The 19,320-nt window shown below is 56.4% G+C and carries 18 protein-coding genes; 4 read left to right on the top strand and 14 right to left on the bottom strand.

Annotation, left to right across the window (positions count from 1 at the left end):
• Positions 1-153: 153 nt before the first annotated feature.
• From F8N62_RS14860 to F8N62_RS14850, 3 genes are all read right to left on the bottom strand, one after another.
• Positions 154-699, bottom strand: coding sequence for a hypothetical protein (locus tag F8N62_RS14860; protein WP_150709213.1), 546 nt, complete (start codon positions 697-699; stop codon positions 154-156).
• Between the two features lie 309 nt (positions 700-1,008).
• Complete coding sequence (locus tag F8N62_RS14855) at positions 1,009-1,911, bottom strand: FRG domain-containing protein (protein WP_150709214.1); 903 nt, start codon at positions 1,909-1,911, stop codon at positions 1,009-1,011.
• Positions 1,912-2,116: 205 nt separating this feature from the next.
• The gene (locus tag F8N62_RS14850) at positions 2,117-2,326 is read right to left on the bottom strand and encodes a hypothetical protein (protein ID WP_150709215.1); all 210 of its coding nucleotides are present in this window, start codon (positions 2,324-2,326) and stop codon (positions 2,117-2,119) included.
• A 541-nt stretch (positions 2,327-2,867) separates the two neighbouring features.
• On the opposite strand from F8N62_RS14850, the gene F8N62_RS14845 reads away from it, so the two are divergent.
• Together F8N62_RS14845 and F8N62_RS14840 are read left to right on the top strand one after the other, a co-directional pair.
• Entirely contained in the window at positions 2,868-3,086 is a 219-nt protein-coding gene (locus F8N62_RS14845; protein WP_150709216.1) for a hypothetical protein, read from the top strand.
• A gap of 151 nt (positions 3,087-3,237) precedes the next feature.
• Positions 3,238-3,435, top strand: a complete 198-nt coding sequence (locus tag F8N62_RS14840; RefSeq protein ID WP_150709217.1) for a hypothetical protein — start codon at positions 3,238-3,240, stop codon at positions 3,433-3,435.
• Between the two features lie 158 nt (positions 3,436-3,593).
• On the opposite strand, the gene F8N62_RS14835 is transcribed toward F8N62_RS14840, so the two are convergent.
• The 6 genes from F8N62_RS14835 to F8N62_RS14810 all read right to left on the bottom strand — a co-directional run bounded on the left by F8N62_RS14835 (position 3,594) and on the right by F8N62_RS14810 (position 11,698).
• A complete protein-coding gene (locus F8N62_RS14835) occupies positions 3,594-5,111 on the bottom strand; it encodes a dynamin family protein (protein WP_191632331.1) in 1,518 nt (505 codons plus the stop codon).
• Between the two features lie 5 nt (positions 5,112-5,116).
• A complete protein-coding gene (locus F8N62_RS14830; RefSeq protein ID WP_150709219.1) occupies positions 5,117-5,848 on the bottom strand; it encodes a hypothetical protein in 732 nt (243 codons plus the stop codon).
• Entirely contained in the window at positions 5,823-6,530 is a 708-nt protein-coding gene (locus tag F8N62_RS14825; RefSeq protein WP_150709220.1) for a hypothetical protein, read from the bottom strand. The genes F8N62_RS14830 and F8N62_RS14825 overlap by 26 nt, the downstream gene beginning before the upstream one ends.
• Complete coding sequence (locus F8N62_RS14820; RefSeq protein WP_150709221.1) at positions 6,527-7,057, bottom strand: hypothetical protein; 531 nt, start codon at positions 7,055-7,057, stop codon at positions 6,527-6,529. Before F8N62_RS14820 ends, F8N62_RS14825 begins: the two co-directional genes overlap by 4 nt.
• A gap of 68 nt (positions 7,058-7,125) precedes the next feature.
• The gene (locus F8N62_RS14815; RefSeq protein ID WP_150709222.1) at positions 7,126-9,378 is read right to left on the bottom strand and encodes a dynamin family protein; all 2,253 of its coding nucleotides are present in this window, start codon (positions 9,376-9,378) and stop codon (positions 7,126-7,128) included.
• A gap of 10 nt (positions 9,379-9,388) precedes the next feature.
• Positions 9,389-11,698, bottom strand: a complete 2,310-nt coding sequence (locus F8N62_RS14810) for a dynamin family protein (RefSeq protein ID WP_150709223.1) — start codon at positions 11,696-11,698, stop codon at positions 9,389-9,391.
• 361 nt (positions 11,699-12,059) lie between these two features.
• Here F8N62_RS14810 and F8N62_RS14805 point away from each other — a divergent pair, with 361 nt between their 5' ends.
• Positions 12,060-12,947 (top strand): hypothetical protein, encoded by an 888-nt coding sequence (locus F8N62_RS14805; RefSeq protein WP_224791322.1) that lies wholly within the window; start codon positions 12,060-12,062, stop codon positions 12,945-12,947.
• 21 nt (positions 12,948-12,968) lie between these two features.
• Here the strand turns inward: F8N62_RS14805 and F8N62_RS14800 are convergent, their stop codons facing one another.
• From F8N62_RS14800 to F8N62_RS14790, 3 genes are all read right to left on the bottom strand, one after another.
• Positions 12,969-15,068 carry an ATP-binding protein gene (locus F8N62_RS14800; RefSeq protein WP_150709224.1) on the bottom strand — a complete coding sequence of 700 codons (2,100 nt, stop codon included), beginning with the start codon at positions 15,066-15,068 and terminating at the stop codon, positions 12,969-12,971.
• Positions 15,065-16,135 (bottom strand): toll/interleukin-1 receptor domain-containing protein, encoded by a 1,071-nt coding sequence (locus F8N62_RS14795; RefSeq protein WP_224791323.1) that lies wholly within the window; start codon positions 16,133-16,135, stop codon positions 15,065-15,067. The genes F8N62_RS14800 and F8N62_RS14795 overlap by 4 nt, the downstream gene beginning before the upstream one ends.
• A gap of 484 nt (positions 16,136-16,619) precedes the next feature.
• The gene (locus tag F8N62_RS14790) at positions 16,620-16,826 is read right to left on the bottom strand and encodes a hypothetical protein (protein WP_150709226.1); all 207 of its coding nucleotides are present in this window, start codon (positions 16,824-16,826) and stop codon (positions 16,620-16,622) included.
• Positions 16,827-17,058: 232 nt separating this feature from the next.
• On the opposite strand from F8N62_RS14790, the gene F8N62_RS14785 reads away from it, so the two are divergent.
• Positions 17,059-17,253 carry a hypothetical protein gene (locus tag F8N62_RS14785; protein ID WP_150709227.1) on the top strand — a complete coding sequence of 65 codons (195 nt, stop codon included), beginning with the start codon at positions 17,059-17,061 and terminating at the stop codon, positions 17,251-17,253.
• 66 nt (positions 17,254-17,319) lie between these two features.
• Here F8N62_RS14785 and F8N62_RS14780 read toward each other — a convergent pair whose 3' ends face one another.
• Entirely contained in the window at positions 17,320-18,357 is a 1,038-nt protein-coding gene (locus tag F8N62_RS14780; RefSeq protein WP_150709228.1) for an AraC family transcriptional regulator, read from the bottom strand.
• Between the two features lie 9 nt (positions 18,358-18,366).
• Positions 18,367-19,281 carry a GGDEF domain-containing protein gene (locus tag F8N62_RS14775; protein WP_150709229.1) on the bottom strand — a complete coding sequence of 305 codons (915 nt, stop codon included), beginning with the start codon at positions 19,279-19,281 and terminating at the stop codon, positions 18,367-18,369.
• Positions 19,282-19,320 lie beyond the last annotated feature (39 nt).

Here is a 19,320-nt window from a genome sequence, read left to right as displayed (position 1 = left end):
CGGCCCGCCCCGCGTGGGCTATGTAATTGCGTTTGTATCAGTTCGTTTTGGGTCGATTTCAGTCAATGGTGACCGGCAGAAATCGGCCACAAGCGGTCATCGTGCGTCTACGAAACTAGGGGCGATTCAGATGACGTCCGCTGAAACCTACTGTTAGTCATCTGCTAACATCTTAAGGCTTGTGCGTATGCTCTGGCAGAGCGCGTAAAACCGCTCGGATTGCCGCTCCTCATAGAAAAAAACCCCCTTGCTTCGTGTCGGTGCCGCAATCGTCGCGGATACTGACTCATCAATTGCATTAACAATAGATTTGCGCTCTATGGAGTAGTGATCGGAATTAAAATGAATAAAATTATTTCTGGATTCATTTAGCCAGTTTATCAAGTCCCTGTCTATTCCAGACTCGCTACCAAATAGTCTGTCGAATAGTTCCATAAAGTAATCGAGGTGAGGATCAGGTAAATCCACTTTGTCTTCATACGCTTCTAACCACTTCTTGAGGTGCTTCGGCTTCCACGTATCAAAACCTGCGCTGCCTCGAAGCGCAATGCATACAGAACCCTGTAGGGCAGAATGAGCAGCGATGAGCGCCCACTTCCAACATGTTGCCGTCATTGGCGCCCCCTGAACCTGAGCGAGAAGTTGCTCGAGAGATGTTTCCAGGTCAATAAAGCGGTCGAACTCAATATAACGTTCCATGTTGTTTCAACTCCTCAATGGTGCCTAACGTTAGATTTAAGGCCGTGCCTGTAACGCGTCAACCTTGAGAGAATTTTAATTCCTTTTTGGCATCTTCCATTGATGAACTGTCAAATCACTTAGCGTCATAACACGAAAACCACTGACTCGCGCTCTATGGAATGAATCGACACGCTTATCGTAGACGCCCTTGAGTGTCCGCTTCTGGCCGATTTCAGCCTGTCGCTACCGTTAGCTTTGGGTCTTTTACTGCCCTAAGCGATGGGTAGCAATCGGCCAGAAGCGGACGGTCAAAGTCCCCTGCGAAAGCTAATCCGATTTAATAGTCCACTTTTGTTTAATGTATTTTGAAGTGAATTCAATCTCAGGAAACATTGTTCTAGAGTTGATATTCAGGGCGTCTAGCTGAATTATTATGTCCTTTTTGCACTCGGCAGGGATAATAATTTTTTTGTGTTTCAGCCCTAAGGACTGTTCGAGCGAACGGTATTCCAAGAGCCCCGCGGCTATAAAAGCACCTGACTGGGCAATCACCCGCTTATTATTTTTAGATGGGTATACAAAATAATATTTGACCAAATCTAATGGATTAATTACATCTAGAAAATAGGGTTTCTCAACCCGAACAAATTGCATAAGCCTCTTGACCTCAGGCATCGCACGGAACTTATCTTTATAAGACTTGTTCCAGTCGACCACCCTTGTTCCAATTTCTTTATACTTAATTGATATTTTCTTCCTTTCGTTGTCAGACAGTCTCGACAGATTGCAAATGATACTGATGGTGTCACTATCTGCAAATTTTTCTCGATTTCTGTTGAAATCAAAAATTTGCACTACGCCATCTTTTTGCGGGTGCACTTCCTCGTTGCAAGCAAAATATAATCCTACAAGTGGATTTAGAGTAACATCGAGAAGTCGTGTAGGTAAGCTGTAGTGCTGTGCTCGCACAAGCTTATCAAACATGCTTTTGTCTGAGCCAAACTCACTTGGTGCTTCTACCAAAAGCTCACTTAATATCTGATTTTCAGCATCTGGCTTTAACTCTCTCATGACAGACGGCCTGACCTTCCATGCAATGTCAGACTGACCACGATAACAACGCGGGCCAGTAGGTTCATCGGCAAGATCATATATTAAAGTAAGGTACGAAATTAGATCTCGCGCCTCATACGCTCCATGCTTCTTGGTCAGTCCGACAATACGCGTCATAATACAATCTTAATTTTAATCATTTATAGCCGGGGAGGCCCAACTAACACCCCCCCAACAACTGGGTTTGTAATATAGTCGATATCGTAACTCATCTTCTATGGAATCACATTTCGATTCGCAGAAAAGTCAGGGTGACAGCTTTTAGGCCGTTTTTTTGGCGGTCATCATCGGCAGCTACGGGTCGAATGTTGCCCGTCACCTCTCACTCGGACGACATAATTATTGCCAGCGTCAGCTTTATGAATTCCTCATTCCGGTCGATGGCGTCCAGGGCGCCGCGCACGTTTTCAGCGGTTTCCCTGCCGCCTCGCTGCTCGACCCAATTGGAGATTTCGAGAATAGCGGCTTCGAGGGCTAGCTGATTTTCATTGATCTTGTAGAGCAGGGAAGGGAATAGGTCAGAGTTCGGCATGGTTTTCCTCCTTGGATGGAGGAGAGCGTAGCAGTACATGGTAGGGGTGGTGTTCGGTCGGCAGAACGCCGGAAGAGGGTGCGTGACTTTTGCGTGACTCTCTCACGCACTTGTAAGCACTTGTGGGCATTCGGTTGCAGCGAGCGCCAATGTTTACGGCCGTTTCACAAGGTCTTACGTGGGTACTGCGTGCATGGGGTGCTAGGGGAAAGTACCGGCTTTTTTCATATCAAAAAAAACCCTGACTAAAACCCCCACCAGAAATTTTGGCTAGTTCTCATGTGTGCGTTCATGCCTCTGTTAACCCTTATCGCATTGCTTTTAGCACCAAACCTGTTGGATGTTTATCTTCCTTCGTAGCGTTTTCGCATATCAGATAGCCTTGCCAACGCCCTGTTCCCGAGCGATTTAGTTGTTACACGTATGGCCAGACAGCATCGTCGATTAATTTTACGTAAATCGAATCATGCCGTTCGTCGGAACTCCCGCACGATCAAACAGTTAGAAAGTCGATGTAGTAACCCAAAAAGGACAGGCTTCTATGCGATCTCTAATTCTCGATATGCCTAATGGCCGTGAACTCATTGATGAACTTGATCTCGCGACTTCGCAGATGATGTCGATTTCGGTCGAACTCATCGGCGGCGCTCAGTGGCAAGAAGTCTCCAATAGGCAGCAACAAGCCTTCAAAAAATGGCGCGAGTATCTGCATCGAATGGCGGATGGTCGAGTATTTGTCGAGACACTAAAGGTCGCTTGAGTTTCGCTGTCACATTCTCACTCGCCGTCGACCATTCGGTCGTCGCATCGGGTTGTTCTTCCGCCGCTCGTCCAGAAATCAGCACTTTCAAGTGCTCTCAACCTCTCAATTTCAAGCACGGACATCCCGCGCGTCAGAATGGAGAGCGAGAATGGACATCGATGAGAATGCACCGGGTAACATTTCCCAGAAAGGTGTAACAGGCGTCACGGACAACGAAACCGGCCACGATCCGAAGCGCAATGAGGCTGCGATTCCACTGCCTGCGGATGACGATGCACCTGTTGACGAAGAGATGGCCGACGTAGAGGCCGCCAACCCGCTATCGAGCGAGCGTCCCAAACCCTGATTTCTTTCCCCGCCTGCTAACTTTTTGCAGGTCAGCGCCTAGCTGACCAGGCACTGGAATCAAGCGTCATTGGCAAGCCGCGCCGTTCCAAACCGCTACTTGATCTGTCTGAGCTGTCGGACTATGGCGCCTAGCAAACATCCCTTCCATCAACGCATTTACGTACCCGCAGCAAACTCCGCCCGGTGCTGGAAGTAATAGTCTTCGTAGCGGCTTTGCAGCAGCGATAACGACAGCAACGTAGCGACGCGGTTTTCTACCGCAGGTTCATGACAAAGCGCAGGCATGCTTTGAACCAGGCAGGCGAAGCTGCCGGTGAGCGTCGCGGTAGCCACGTCATGCTGTGCAGCAAGTTGCTGAGTCAGGTGTAGCTGCAAGTCCTCGATATCCGGTGTCAGTCGATTGATCGTGCGTTGCGCAGTGGCGAAGAAGTTACGCACCGGGCTGATCAACTGTTCCAGTTCTACCTGCCAATAATGCAGCCACCATTGTTCCAATGGATGTCCCGTCGCAAGGCAGGGCACGGTCCAGTTTTTGAGCGTTGCAATGTCGCATGCCAATTGCCGAAGCCAGGACTTCAGCACCTTTTCGCGAAGCTCGGCGGGCTTCAAACCCATCAGCCGGTACATGTTCATGCCCTCCACGAACTCTTCACGGACGCGTGCCCTGTCGAGCAGATTTTTGCCGCGCTCCAGCAGTTGAGCGGATTCGAGTAACTGTGGGCTTATATCCCAATCGGCGGGCCAGCGTTTGAGGGCTGCCGCCCATGGGTTGGTATTGACGGGGGTTGTCGCGTGTTTGAGCGGTGCGAGCAAGCAGTCCCAGAATCGATCGCGAAAGCGATGCAGATCGCGGGTGGGCAGGTCCTGAAAGTCCACGCAAAAAACATCCAGTTTCAGCGTGTTGGCTTCACCATCAAGCTCACTCCATATCCGATAGGCAAGATCCTGCGCACGCTGTTTAAGGTGCGCGGCATCCTTGTCCGGGCAGGCGGTAATGACCATCAACAGCTTGGCCTGATCAAAAAAGTCGGCATCGACCAGGGCCGACATGAAATCACGCAAGTGATCGGCATTGGTTGCGCCATCGAGCCGGGCGGCCTGACAAACGTAGATCACGGCCAGGTTGTGGTAACCGGTCATCAGTGACGCAGCGCTCAGTTCCGCGATCTCGTCATCACCCGAGTTCCAGCCGGGCGTGTCGATCAGGAACAGGCGCTTGGGGCTCTTGTCGGCGCTGTAGCCGTCGCCATCAGGCAGAATCAGTCGTGGTTCATTGATCGTCAGGCGCAACCGGTGCTGCATCGGGTCCAGGTGAGCAAGTTCATGGCGTTCGGGAAAGTGCGCAAATGCTTCCAGGGTTTCGGCCGATGAGTAGTCATGCTCACGTTGAATCAAGGTCAGGGCTGGCGAGTCGCCGTAGGTGATTTCCAGTGGCAAACGAGTCTGACGTTCGAGCGAGCTGACCGGAAACAGTGCCGGCGGGATCTGATCGCCGAACAACTCTGCGAGCAGGCGCGTCTTGCCCGCGGAAAACTCACCAACGAACCTGGCGGTGAGGAATCCGTCTTGCGGTTGGATCTGCGTCATCATGTTTGCGCTGAAGGACAGCAGGTGCTGCTGCACCGCCAGCGAGCGGGTGAAGCCGGTGTTTCGAGGCACTGCATTGGGAGTCATGGCATTCATACGCAGGATGGTTCAGATAGCACGCCGATCAATTGCTCAGCGTTCCAGACGATGCGTTCGGCCGCATCTTGCCAACCCAGGCGGCTCAGGGTGGCCAATTGTTCGGTATCCAGGCATTGCGTCACGAAGTCGAGCAGACGGCCGCGCAGCGTGCTGTCAGCCAGCGCGCCCTGTTTCCACTCATCGCCCGCTTGCACCAAAGCGATGAGGTTCGACAGCCCGGCCTGGCATGCCTGGTACGCCGCGCTGTTATCCGATAACAGCAACGGTACCAGCAACAGGTGGTGGTTCTTCGGACCCCACAATTGCGGATCACGCCACAGGTCATCGTGCTGCACCGCCGATACGGTTTGGTAAATCAACTGCTCGGCTTCGCTGGCAACGGTGACTGACACGCTCGCCCCAATACGTTGCACGGCTTGCCAGAACATCGGTTGGGCCCGAAGCAGGTTCTGTCGGCAGACGGCCAGGCCTTCATCGAGCGCATCATCAAGGATGCGTGCATAGAGATGAATACGAGCGCAGTCGAGCAGCAACTGTGCTGTGCGTTCACTCACGGGCCCCTCGAGCCAGGGTTCGGCCAGCACGGCGAGAAAAACCGGGGCGTGTTCGGCCACAGCCTTCAGCCGCTGTCCTGCATGGCGGGCAGCGGAGTGGCTGTCTGGCAGATGAATGCGCCTGATGTCTTCGAACAGCTGTTGTTCAAGACTGCTGACTATGTCTTGCATTGGCCTTCTCTGGTTGTCGCCCTGATGGCTCAAGGCAGGCGGCATGCGTTGCTTTCCGACGGTTTTCACTCAAGTGTCCTGAACGTGCTTGAGCAAATGGCTCAGGTACGGGGGAAACAGGTTGGATGTAGCGGGTTTGTTTTTTTTCTCGCGCAACTTTGGCTTCTCGCTTTGCAGTTGCAGCAGTTGCGCTTGCATCGTAGCGATGTCCGCAACGGTTTTGACGTGTACCGCCGTTGTCGCCAGTTGCCTGCAGGCTGGCCTGATGCTCCTGCCAGACAAGGTTGTGCAGCGCCAGGCAACGGGCCAGGACGTTCTCCTCGGTCGCTGAGGCACCGCGTTGTTCGTCCTTGCAGCGGCTGGCCAACCGATCCCAAAGAAGCAGCAGTTGATCCCATTGCGAGGCCATGGCAATCAGCCGAACCAACTGGCGTTCGACAGGTTCGTCAACGCTCAGCCAAGCCTGCTTGAGCGCCGGGTCTGTACTGATCCAGTCGAGCAGTTCGCGCTCCGGGCCGAACGCCTGATGCTCAACCACAGCGAGGGGGGGCGAGGGTGACGGGGCGCAGAGTTGGCGGACCGCCTGCTGCACATGATCGTCAGACTCCAGCAGGGCCAACAGGGTTGAGCGAACCGTGCCTTGCAGGAGCGGCGTCGGGAGCCGTGGCGTGTCCTCGTTCATACCGAAGGCTCCAGCAACGACTGCATGGAACGGCGCACCGTCAGTGGGTAGGGCATCTGGTGACAGAACGCGATGACGCTGGCCCGGGCTTCCCCGGACAGTTGAAGGAAGCGCTGTTTCATGGACATCACCAGCCAACCGTCCGGTTCGGTGTAAGGCGAAGGAATCGCAGGGATCTGGCTGCTGCCGGCAAGCATGGCCAACTCGTCAGGGCGCACGGTGTTCCAGAAGTTGTGATAGATGATGGGTAAGTAAAGGGTCAGCAAGTCCATGCTGGCGGTGGCGCCTTTCTTCACTTGTTCGCGTAGATGCTTGTTTTCCCGACGCAACTGATGCAGCTCGTTGAGGCCGATGCGCTGTTCCAGGGCCTGGGTGCGTTCCGCCAGTAAATCGAGATAGCGAAACACCACGGTGGTCTCGGTGAACGAGCCGAGAAATTGCTCCAGCGGCTCCGACGGGCCAGGGTCGAGCGCTTGCCTGGTTGATGAGTGGGTGACTGAGCTGGCTGATGGGTTGGCAGAGGTCATTCAAAGTTGTTCTCGGGAATATTCGCAAAGCACCCGCTTCGCCGTTCATGCGATGCGGGCGCGCTGGTTCAGTGCAGCGTTTCCAGGGTGCGTTCAAGGGCTTGCGCCTGATCGCGCAAACGAATCAGTGAGGCCTGTTTATCCTGCGCGCTGGCCTGGGTCTGGGCATTGAGCAGATCGATGTCTTGCAAACGCTCGTTGAGCAGCGCCTGTACTCGATCCTCCCAATAACTTCGAACCTGATGGTGCAAAAGCTCGTCCATGGCCGAGGCCTGGCGGTCGAAACTTTGCAGCCACTGCGTCCTGGCCTTTTCCGAACTCCGGCGCAACTGGTCCATGCGTGCCTGCTGCAATTGCTGCAGGGCCTGTCGGTGTTGTTGTTCGGCTTGCAGCTTGAGGCGCTCCAGTTCGCTGTGTAACCGCGTCTGTTCTTTCTGGCTCTGCTCCAGCGCCCACCCGGTCAGCTGGCGTTCGTTGGCGATATCTTCATTGCGTGCCAAGGCTCGGCGCAGGGTTTGGCGCTGCTGCTCCAGATCCGCTATTGCCGCTTCGCGCTCGGCCATGGCATGAGGGTCCACCACCTGAACTTCGGCTGGGCCACCCAAGGCATTGCCAACGCGCTCGCCCCAGTAGCCCAGCGACAGCATTTCCAGCCCGCCGAGTTTGTCCATGACCGGTTGCGGGACGCCCTTGACGGTCGATTGGCCCTGTTGCACACCTTTGACGACCTTTACGGTGGTACTGATGGTCTTGGCCAGCTTCCCGGTGTTGACCGCGATCCTGGCGACCTTGGCCCCTTTGCCGACCAGCGCCGCAATCTTTGCTCCGGCCGCTGCCGGATTGACGAACATCAAGCCAATGTCCGCAACTTCTCCCACCAACCTGCCAAAGAAGGCGCCGTTGAAATTGCCTGTCGGTTGCAAGGTCATCGGCAGCGGTTGGGTGGCCAGGGTTTCCTGTTGCCAGGTCAGCGCTTGCAGGCTCTGCGCATACTCGTCCATGTCCTGGACTTGCAAAGATGTCTGTTTTTGGGCTATCGCTTGCTGTGCGTCCTGTTGCTCGTTCAACGCCTGTTGCAGCTGAGTCAGGCGACCGATATCGATGAAATCTTCGGCGGATACCGTTTCCGGAGCGGGCAAGCGCAGGTTGAATTCGACGACCTCGGCCGCGGGCAGTTCGAGCGTGCCATAGTGCTGTGAAAGCTCGCTGAACTGGCTGGCGATGTTTCGCACGGCGCCATCCAGCTGCTGGCTGCCTTGTTGGCCAAAGCAATCCCAGTCGGTTTCTTCGGTCAGGACGCCCACCTTTTCATCGAGTTGCTGGGCAAGGCTCTGACGTTGTTGGCGCACGCTGGCGGTGGCCTGCTGACTGAGACGGGCACGATCTGCTTGCTGGTCGCCATACAAGCCGGACTTGAATTCGGCCAGTCGCTGCTTTCGCTCGATCAGTTCTTGGTGCAGGGCCTGTGCCTGTTGTTCCGAGTCGACCTGACAAGCGCGTTGCTGTTCGGCATTGTGCCCAAGCGCATTCTGCAGGACTGGACGCAGCTCCGCCTGAAAACGACGCAGTCGGATGCTGTTCAGATCCTCACGCGCACGCTCGACGAACTCAAGAATGTCTTCGCGCCCCAAGCCTTCGCGATGGCTGGCCGCCAAGCGCACACGCAAGCCGGTTGCACGCTCGATCTGCTGGGTCCACTGCTCCAGCGAAGGCGCTTTTTCACCGCGCGAAACAGCCGCCTCGACTTCATCCCAGTGGGTAACGAGTACTTTCACCCGCTTGCCGGACTGCTGGACGATTTTCAGCGTGTCCATGTCGGCGGCGGAGGGGCCACGGGGGCTCAACAAATAGAGCACCGCGTCGGCCTGGCGAACCTGAGACAAGGTGTATTCGCGATGGTTGGAAGAAGTGCTGCCCAGTCCGGGCAAGTCGATGATCGACACGCCCTTCAGCCACGCTTGAGGAAGTTCCAGTACCGCGCACGCGGCTCCCTGCGGAGCGTGCGTAGTGACGTGGGTAAACTGTGCTTCATCCAGTGGTAATTGACTGCCGTCCTGACCGATCAACGACATGCCCCGGTCGGCGGCATATTCGATAAAGGTGGGCAGGGCGGTGGTTTCTTCGAGCGCGGTCTGCAGCAAGCGCTCTTGCAGCAGCATGTTCAACAGGCTGCTCTTGCCGACAGAAAAGCTTCCCAGCAGCACCAGGCGCAAAGGGGTATCGGCGTGCAGGACTTCCGCGGCCAGGGCTTCTACCGGCTCATGCCAGTCCGTCGGCAGGCTGGACAGGAGTTCGCACAGGAACGCATTGGGCTGTGACATGGTTGCTCCTTCAGGCTTTCAACGCGTTGTGGGTGAGGGTCAACAGGTCGTCGACCTCTTTACTGGCGTGTTCCAGTCGTGCCCTGCGCTGGGCAACATCGAGCTTGCCCTGTTCCAGCAGTGAATGGATTTCCCGGCGTTTTTCCAGCTTGGCGTTCAGAGGCTCGAGATATTGCTCTTTCACGCAGTCCTGCAAGGCCTGCAGTTGATCCGCGAAGACTTTATGAACGGCGTCCTTCACGTGGTTTTGCAGGTGACGAATGCGCTGCTCCAGCTGGCCTGCGGTATTTTTGATCAGGCGCTGGGTCGTTTCCTTGACCAACTCGCCCTCGGCAGCGTGCGACTGTTGTTCGATCTGAGCCTTCTTTTTCTCGAACGTGGACACTTCGCGCTCGTACTTCTTCTGGGCTTTTTCCAGTGTCATGCGCATGCCGGTCTTGCGCTCTTCCTCGCCGATAATCTGCTCCAGACGCAACTCTTTGTCCGCCAGCGAGGCTTGCAGCTTGTCCCGCTCCTCTTTCCATGCCTGCACGTTACTGTTGTCAGAGAAGGCCACGTCGCCATAGGTGTCGTCGCTGTACATGCCACCTTTCTTCACGACTTCGCGGCGCGAAGACATTTTCGGACCGGGTTGTCCGCCCAGGTTATCGTGCATGCGCTCTGCGCGAGACAGCGACTGGCGCGCCATCTCCAGCTGAGCCCCGTTGGCCATGTGCTTCGACAGGTCGCTTTCGATGCTGTCGATCTGTTCATGACGGGCAGCAATTTCCTGCTCCAGGGCCATTGCTTGTTGGTGATGCTCTTCGATCGCACTGAAATCGAGGGTGAATTGGGTGTCGAGCGATGGCATCTGCACATCCATCTTGCTCATTTCGCCTCTGATACGGCCCGCGTGCTTTTCCATCTGCGTGCTGTAATCGACGCTCAGCCCGTCGAGCGCCTTGGCCAGTTCCTGCTTCTGCTGATTCCAGACATCGCCCACCTGAACGGAGATGGAGAGGAACTGCTCGTGCAAATCGTCGGGCAGGGTCACGCTTTTGACCCGCTTTTTGATTTGCCGCTCGACATAACCCGCATTCACCTGGTTTTCGATATCGGCCTTGAGTTCGACCAGCGGGGTAATCAATTCACGCTGGATTTTATCGACCAGTGTGTGAGCCGCGCGCTGATGCTCTTCACGGGAGTCGCGTGCGACAGCATCGGCTTCCTGCTCGAGCAGCGTGGTTTCCAGATCGAATTGGACAAGCTCACGTGCCCGCTCCTCAAGTGTCTTGTCCGATTCCAGTTGTTGCAGCTCGTCTTGCAGCGTCTCCGCCAGCTGGAGCTGGATGTGGGACAGTTGCTGCATTGGCTTGCTGTAGATTTGTTCCAGCGCTTCACCGCTGGAAAACATTTCAGCGATACGCCGCGACAATTGTTCGATGCCCGACTGAGCCTGCTTTTGCGGGTCGCTATCCATGGCCCAGTGGGCGCTGACTGGAATCAGATGGTTCCTGTCGGTCAACAGCTTGTATTCATCGTCATCTTTCAGGTGCCGGCGGAAATTGTGCCGCACAACGTCGAGCTTCTCCTGGATGCGCTGCTCTACGGGCACGCGGCGCTCACGGGCGTCGTCAGGTGCCAGCACCTTGTCCCACCAGCCAATCACCGTGACAAATTTGCGAAAGTTGCTGCGCAACGTTTCGGTCAGGAAATCCCATTCCGTTGCGGCGCCACCGAGCTGCGTGGTGTTCTGAACCCATAAGGCGATATGCGCTTCAGCAATGGCTTTGCGGGTGATGGCCTCGTGGTGCTTGATCACCGTTTCCAGACCGGGCGTGTCCACCAGTACCAGCCCCTTTTCGAGCAAGGGGTGATCCATGAATGCTTCGATGTAATCGAGGGTCTGCCGAACATCGGCATGACTTTCATCCAGTTCTGTGCCCCAGCGTTCAAGTGCCAGATCATCATTCCAGGGTACTTCTTGCACCGGTCTTCCATCCTGGAAGTGGATACGAATGAATCGCTCGGTGCGATCGGCAGGCAGCATGCGTACAAAGGTGTTAATGGCAGTGGTGGCTTCCAGGGCGGTCGGCAGCAGCTCAATCCCGAGCAGTGCGTTCACAAGACTCGACTTGCCCCGTGAAAATTCACCCAGCACGACCAGGCGAATGGCATCGGCATTCAATGCATCCAGCAACTCGGGAAAACGGGCATGCGAGGTTCGCAGTTTGGCGCTTCCGAATTCATCGAACAGGCTCTGGGTACGGCTGAGGAACTCCTTGGCGACGTTGATTTTCTGCTGCCGTTGTTCGAGGCCTTGAGTCAGGATGTTGGTCATTGATGGGTATCTTTCTCTGAGGGTCTGACGGCTGATGCTGGCGCCGATCGGTAATGAGGTTTCAGCGAGTGGGTCGCACTGCACTGTCCGCAGGATTCAGCTTCCCGAATGTCACGTGTGAGAGGTGCTTCCCAGCAGCCAGTGCTGTCATTCGTCTAGAAATGGCTTGGATCCAAGGCCGTCAATTTATGGCCTTTTGATATCGATTGTCTATGGCCATCCTTGCGTCTACGCAGCGAGTGCCCCGATCCTGCGCGATCAGCTAGACGTCCCGCTCATCTGCCTTATATTGGTGGTACGTGTTCCCGCGTCCCGGCGACGGGTTCACCATCGAAAGTGTCTTACGGACAGGGTGCGCGTGATGCTTGATGCCTATGAGGATTGGTCCCGATGGCTGGACACCGCCCGACGGAAACTGTTGCCGGGCGACATGCTGGTGCTGGCCGAAGAAGCACCGACGGTTGCATTGCGGATCGAAGCGAAAAGCGCTGCCGGGGAGGCTCTGCTGAAGTTCGGCCAGTGGGATTTTGCACGCGAGCAATTTGACGCGGTACTGGCGCTCGATCCGGACAACCGGTTTGCCCGCGAGAAGAAAGCCCTGTGTCTTGCTCGCCCGGATCGCAAGGTGGTCGAGCAGGAAACAACCCTCGGCGAGTCAGCCTTTGAACCCCGCCAAGTGTTCCTTTTCAGTGGCCACATGATCGACACAGCCGATCGCGCGGTGCCTCGCTTTCCCGCAGACAAGGAAGCTATTGCCGCCGCGAGTATTGCAGCAGCGCTTGATCGTTTTGGGGGAGGCCCCGGCGACCTCGCGTTGGCTCAAGGTGCCAATGGCGGGGATCTGTTGTTTCTCGAAGCATGCCAACAGCGCGGGATTCGCCTGCAACTCATGCTGCCACTGCCCGAACCCGAGTTTATCGAGCGTTCCCTATTGCCTTCCTGCGGGGGAGAGCAGTGGCGTGATCGCTATTGTGAACTCAAGCGCCACCTGCACACGGCACCGCGCATCATGCCGGACGAACTTGGCTTGCCACCTGAATCCAGCCCCGAAAAAGTAGCAGACCCTTTTGAGCGCTGTAATCTCTGGCTGCTGTTCAGTGCGCTGGCGTGGGGGGGCAGCAAGGTGAGGTTCATTTGCCTGTGGAATGGCAGTGGCGGTGACGGGCCGGGCGGCACCTCCCACATGTACGAGGAAATGAAACGCCGGACGGGGCGAGTGGCCTGGCTGGATACCCGGGATCTCTGGTAGGGGCGCAGGGGCTTGCGACGATTATTTGGGCCGCGTCACTATCGGCTCTAGACCGAACCACAGCTCATAGTGCTCGGGGCGAGTGCCCGGGGCGTGTTCATAAATGCGGCTCAGATCTTCAAGCGTCACAGAAGGGGTTTCCAAACTTTCATTGATGACTTTGACCAAGGCGTATCCGTTCGCGGCGCATTCCCTGGCGCGAAAACAACGCAGTACCGAGCGCGGAGGAAAAATTTCTGAAAGCATGATCTTGGGAACGACTAAGTCATAGTCAAACGCCTGGCTCGCCTCGAGTAAGAAACCGAGCTGTTCAGCGCTTCTGCGCTGGGTTTCATGGGCAATATGCACATAGATGCGCGGCGCCAGGCTGATGGTTTCCAGCTGCCTGGCCTGGACATTGAGCTGGGTATCAAACTTGGTCAATTTTGCGGATAACTCATCGCTGGATGTTTTTTGAGGCGAGGCCAGCTCGGTGGCGATGGCGTCCCGAGCTTCACGTATCACGTTGATGGTCTCCTGTTGTGAAAAGGATATGACCTCCTTCTCCTCGCCAACCTTGTTGCCTTGTACGAAAAGCCACAGTGCCCACGCGCTCAAACCCAGGAGAATCACCACTAAGCTGCCCGCTCTGCGGATCAATTTCATTCTGCGCGTGTGATTACGCGCCTTGATGCTCGCCTTTAATAACGCCTGCACCCGATCCCAGTCACCACCGTAGCGTTTCGCCCATTCGCGGTTGTATTTAAGTATCCATCGCTCCCGGTCAGTCGTTACCGCCGCGCCCAGCACATTGTCGGCGTCCTGCTCGAAACTGTCGGCCTGTACCAGTAATGCGCGCCAGACAAGCCCGCTCCGGAACTCGCGTTTCAGCCAGCCCTGTTGCGGGTCGTCGATCTTTTGCCAGCAGCGAATCAGCGCCTCATGACTGATATCGATCAATGTTCCTGCTTCAAGTGGAACCTGCCCATGAGGCTTGAGAAATGAAACACCGTCGATGCGAAACAGGTCGAGCACCCGGCGTACGTCAGATTCCTCACCCCCCGTTACTGCTATCAAGTCAGCAAAGGTCAGCGGCCGCCGAATGGCTTGGCCCTCGGCATTGATATCGGTCAGCGCCCGAAAAATCGCTTCGACCAGCTGGCTGCCATTGGGCAGGGTCGCTTGCGCCTGTTCGAGAATTTCATCGGCATGGGCCGACAACAAGCCGGCCAGCCCACTGGTGTGCTGATATTGCTCCATGCCCAGGCGCCAGGTCGTATCGGTCTGCGCCTGTTGCCCGGTCTTGGCCACGTGCTGCTCGAACAGCAGCATCAACCCATGCTGAATCAGCGGCAGTTGATCTTGCCCACCGCCGGAATCGACGATCAGACGCTCGGCGAGGGGCAGGCTGATCTCGCCATCGAACAACCTGGCGGGTTCGCAAATCGCCCTCAACAAATCGCTGTGATCCATCCTCGGCAGCAAGTATTGCGTTGCATTGACTGCTTCGGCGAAGCCTTTGTAGTGCGCACAGGACCCGAGAAACTCAGAGCGCATCGTCAGCACCACGTACAACCCGGGGGGCGGGTTTTGCTGCAGCGCGATCAGAAATTGAGTGAGTAACTGGGCTTCCTCGGGACCGTTTTTGCGTGCGTGTTCGAAGAGTTCTTCAAATTGATCGATCAGGATGCACACGTGATCACCGGCGCGCTGGCACATCAGGCGCGCGAGTTCTTTGGGGGCGTCCGCACCGAAATTAAGCACCCGGCGAAGAGTGATCACTCGCTCATCGTCGTCAGCGCGCCCGTCTACGCTTGCCAGCGCCTCGGCGATGTTCAGCAGCGGCCCGCCCCTGGGCATTGCGGTGCAGGTTCGCCAGCGCAATCCCGCTCGGGCGCTTTCCTGTTCCAGGCGTGGCAAAACCGCCGCTCTGATCAGCGAACTCTTGCCGCAGCCAGAATCGCCATGCACCACCAGCAATCTTTTGGAGATCAGTTCGCTGACGATCGCATCGGCCATCCGTTCGCGGCCGAAAAAGATCGGCCATTCGTTTTTTTCGAAGGGACGCAGGCCGGGGTAGGGGCGAGGTGGAAGGATGACAGTGAAGATTTTCTCCAGCGTATCGGCTTGCTCGGTGCTCATGGCTGGCCACCTGTCAGAGGACTCTTGTCCTGCAGCCATTGCGGGATTTGCGACGTCCAGTTGTCCTTGGTCCCGTCGATCCAGTCGGCTTGCACATGACGGGCGGACGCCTGGCGCATCGGCGTGATGATTGCCGTGCCAACAGTGTTGAGCAACGCACACGGAAGCGGGCGACTGGAGCGTGACCGCGCGGATTGTCGATCATGCTTGCCGATCACCACTAGATCGGCATCCAGAGCCCGATCATTGGCAGTGCCCAGCAATAAAAGCGCGTCGCAGTCGCTCAGTATTTCTACCCGTCGTTCACGGGTTTCCTGAATTTTTTGTGGATTGTCCTCAACCTCATCCGGGCTGCCTGGCAATACACAAAAACCCTTGTCCGCCAAGGCGAGGCCTGCCTTTTCCCAAGCCTGAGCCTGGTCAGCGCGGCCATGCAGATAGAGGGTTTGCCCGCCGGGTTGGTGCAAGTGGTCGATGGCTGCCACGGTACGACCACGCTCTTCAAGTCGAACTTTCAGAGCACTGAGTTTCGCTATCAGTTGCGCCACGATGCCAAGTAACGCCTTGCGAAAAGTGGGGTTGGAAGAGAAAGGTTCGTCCGTCCAACCAAGTGGCCGGACGCTTCCACTGATCGAGGTATGGAATTCGAACCCTACTAAGTGTTCACCCCGCGAGTCGGAGAGGGGGGGCGGCCAGGCTGCCGTCGTTGGCCAGATTTTAACTACGGCGATGCGTTCATTGATGGCAAAGCCAAGTTTTTCTTGATGCTGGCACCACCAGTTACGTTCTTCGGTACACCAAGCGGATTCCAGATATTGATCCGACATCAGGATGACTAATAGCGCCGACTCGTTGATGTGTTCACGTAGCTGATCTGTAAGCGGTGACATCGGGTCGACGCCGTGACCAAGCCGCTCATCCTTGTCGAGGAATATCCTGAGCTCTTTGTACAACTGTTTTTCCAGTCGCAGCTCGCGCTCCAATGCCTCGACAAACACTGCGGACCAGGGTTGCAATAAACCCTTGCCCTTGCCGTCATCGCCGCCGTGGCTGTAACTGACAAACAAGTCGTGAGTAAAGGGAAGCCCTACATACGCCATATCAAACCCTCGGCGAGGGATCCGGACAGCGCGAGTATCGGATCGGCTACGGGTGCATTACTTTAATAAAGCACAGTTTCGGACAAGCACAAGTCGTAACTTATTCGTAAGTAAAAAACATCTGGCGCCGGCATCATGTCCCGTGGTTGCTGGGTGTAATTCGGGTCGTATGCGAGCGATGGGCGAATGATTAGTTATTTTATTTGAGGTGATGAAAGTGTTGACCAATTGCGATAAAAACAACGCCATATATAGCGTCTGCGCATTTATGCTGATGCGTAGGAAGCGTTCCCCGATCACTAAAATAATCAAGGCCAAGTTCTAATGTGTACAAGTAATGCAACACTTGACCTCAACCTATTACTACCCTGAAAGAGAGGCCGCTTCAGCGGGATCTCTTTCAAGTGAGGTCACATAGCAAGTCTGCACCGATTGGCCGTTACCGATGTACTCAGCGCGCGTACACGCAAGCCTGTACGAGTACGCTGTCCTGCCCACCCGCGATCAAATGCAGCGGCATGTGCGGTGGCTCATCAACGGTTGAAACTTCAAAACCACCCACCACTAGCGGTTGGCGTTCACCCAATTCAGTCGACTCTCCCGCCAGTTTTTTTGCCATTTTCGCGTGATTCGCTGCGATTTCACTGAGAGTTGACACGTTACGTCTCCGGTGACCGACCCAGCGCATTTGCTGGCGTCCATAAATATTGATGAGTGCTGGCTGCGTCAGAATTACGTCGTTCTCAGCTAGCTATGATCGCGTTTGCAATCCATGGGCCAGTCGCCGTCAATTTTTTGTAGTGCGAGCTTGCAAGCGACGAATGGCGCTCGGTTGCTCGCGTTGAATCGGGCGTAGACTGGCGGAGTCAATTGATCAGATGGAGGTGCATATGATCGCCGACCGAATGACCGCACAGACGTCCGAGGCCAAAGCCGTCTGGGATCAATACTTCTGCGCTGCCCTGATTGCGGAAAGCACCCTGACAGCGCCGGTAGTAGGAGGGGCCACTCATGAGGACAGGCAGAATCTGTTAATCGAACGAGCCAAGGCGCTCGCGGACAAGATGATGGATACCCGCCAGTAAAGGGAAACAAGAACATGTTCAATGCCTCGGCCCAACCTTTTCAGGTTGGGCTTTTTCATGCGCGTTTCAATTTGATGTGAACAACTGCCGTATCAGGTTCGGCGTACTCCCGGTCCAGCGCTTGAACGAGCGCCGAAAATTCGCCGCATCGTTAAAGCTCAAATACTCCGCCACGGCTTCGTTACTGAATCCTTTGATCTGGTACAGGTACAGCGCGACATGCTTGCGCACCAGGTCCACTTGTTGCTGAAAACCGGTGTCGTGTTTTTGCAGCTTGCGCTTGAGCGTGGCCGGACTCATGGCAAAGGCGTGAGCGGCCTGTTCAAGGCTCGGCGCCTGCCGCACATGGGTTTGCAGGTAGCGATACAGGCAATCGACGAAGCTTGAGGCGAAACCCAGTTGTTCGATCTGCGCCTGAGCTTCCTGTCGGGCCACCTGGCCGGCGGTGGCGGAGGCGGTGGGCCACGGCAGCGCGAGGTATTGCCGAGGGATGCGCATCATATCCAATGGACGCTTGAACCGGGTGTGCTCGCCCAGGTGCACCCAGTACTGCTCGACATAGCGCGGTTCGGCGTGGCTGAAACTGCATTCCCACGGCAGCCGCTGGCCGCTCATTGCCCGACTCATGGCCACCAGAGAGGTCATGCTCGCTTCCAGCAGGAAGCGCCATTGCTCGCCCGCACCGCAACTGTCCAGCCAGTAGAACCAGGCGTATTTTTCATCCAGCACCAGCCGCGGCGTCATCAGCGGGCTGAGCAGCGCTTGTTGTTGCACCAGGGTATCGAGCGCCTGATGCAGGTTTTGCGCATGGCGCAAGGCGTGGCTGGCCGGGCCGTAATGCCCCGGCAGCAAGCGCTGGCCGAACAGAAAACTGCTGTCGTCCGCGTCCAGCAAACGGCGGCTGTTGTGGATCAGGCTGAAAAATTGCTGCGGGCTGAGGCGAGTCTGCCCCGCCAGAATGTCTTCAAGGAACAGGCCGGTGCCGCGCAGCAGGCGATGGCTGTCGATGTCTCGGGACAAGGCCAGATCAATCAGGGTGGCCGGCTGGTAATGGCCGGGAATGAAACGGCTGTCGGCTTCGTACCAGGGGGTCTTCAGTGTCATGGGGGCGCCTCAGGCCGTTCTGGCCAAGGGCCGCTTGGCTCGCGCCAACGCCAGGTTAAGGCGTTTAAGCAGGGCATCCGGCGCCTCGTTCACCGCCATCACCACGGCGGTGCTGGCCGACAGGTGCACGCGCTCGCCATGCTGGCGGGTCCTGTGTGCCAGGCCTTGGACCGTCTGTTGCAACTCCAGCGCCAGCAGGCGTGCCTGGCTTTCCCCGGTGTTGGGCAGCAGCACCACAAAACGGTCACCGGCCAGTCGGCAGAGCAGGTCCTGGCGCCGCAGGTTGAGCAGCAGCAAATGACTGAGCGCCTGCAACACCGCGTCGCCCTCGGCATGCCCAAAGGCCTGATTGATCGCCGAGAAGTTATCGATGTCCAGCGCCAGCAATGACAGCGGCTGCTGTTGTCGCAGGCTCTCTTCAAGACTGTCGGTGAGTTGACGCTTGAGGTAGTCGGCACCGCCCAATGGCGTGAGTTTGTCGAACAGCCTGTGCTCGCGAAAGAGCTTCTCGCGCTTCTCCATTTGTGCGCTGATCGCCAGTTGCTCGCGATGCCAGTGATAAATGCCGACGGTCAGCAAGATCATGCCGACCGGCATCGGCCCGGATTCCAGCCAGTGGTCCCAGGTGATGCTGTCCGGCAGGCGGATGAATTCGTCGAGGCTGTCGATCCACCAGGAAAAAAAGATCGCGCTCAAGCCCAGCGCCAGGTAATTGGTCACGCGCCCGGCCGGGCGGCTCTTGAGCACCAGCCCCAGCCAGACCAGCGCCAGCAGCGCGGAACCGCCTTCGCCGAGGATGTCCAGCCAGACCCATTCACTGAGGCTTTTCAACTCGCCGCACGCCAGGTGCAACAGCAATCCGGCGTTCGCCGCTAACAGCAGCAGAGCGAGTTTCCAACGATGGGGTTTGAGCACGGAAAACATGGCCGGGATCCTTGGGCGAGTGGCAGTGGGCGTCAGCAC

Source organism: Pseudomonas fluorescens, from assembly GCF_902497785.1.
Lineage (GTDB): Bacteria > Pseudomonadota > Gammaproteobacteria > Pseudomonadales > Pseudomonadaceae > Aquipseudomonas > Aquipseudomonas fluorescens_BO.
The sequence above is the reverse complement of the archived record's forward strand: the minus strand, read 5'-3'. Positions and strand labels throughout refer to the sequence as shown.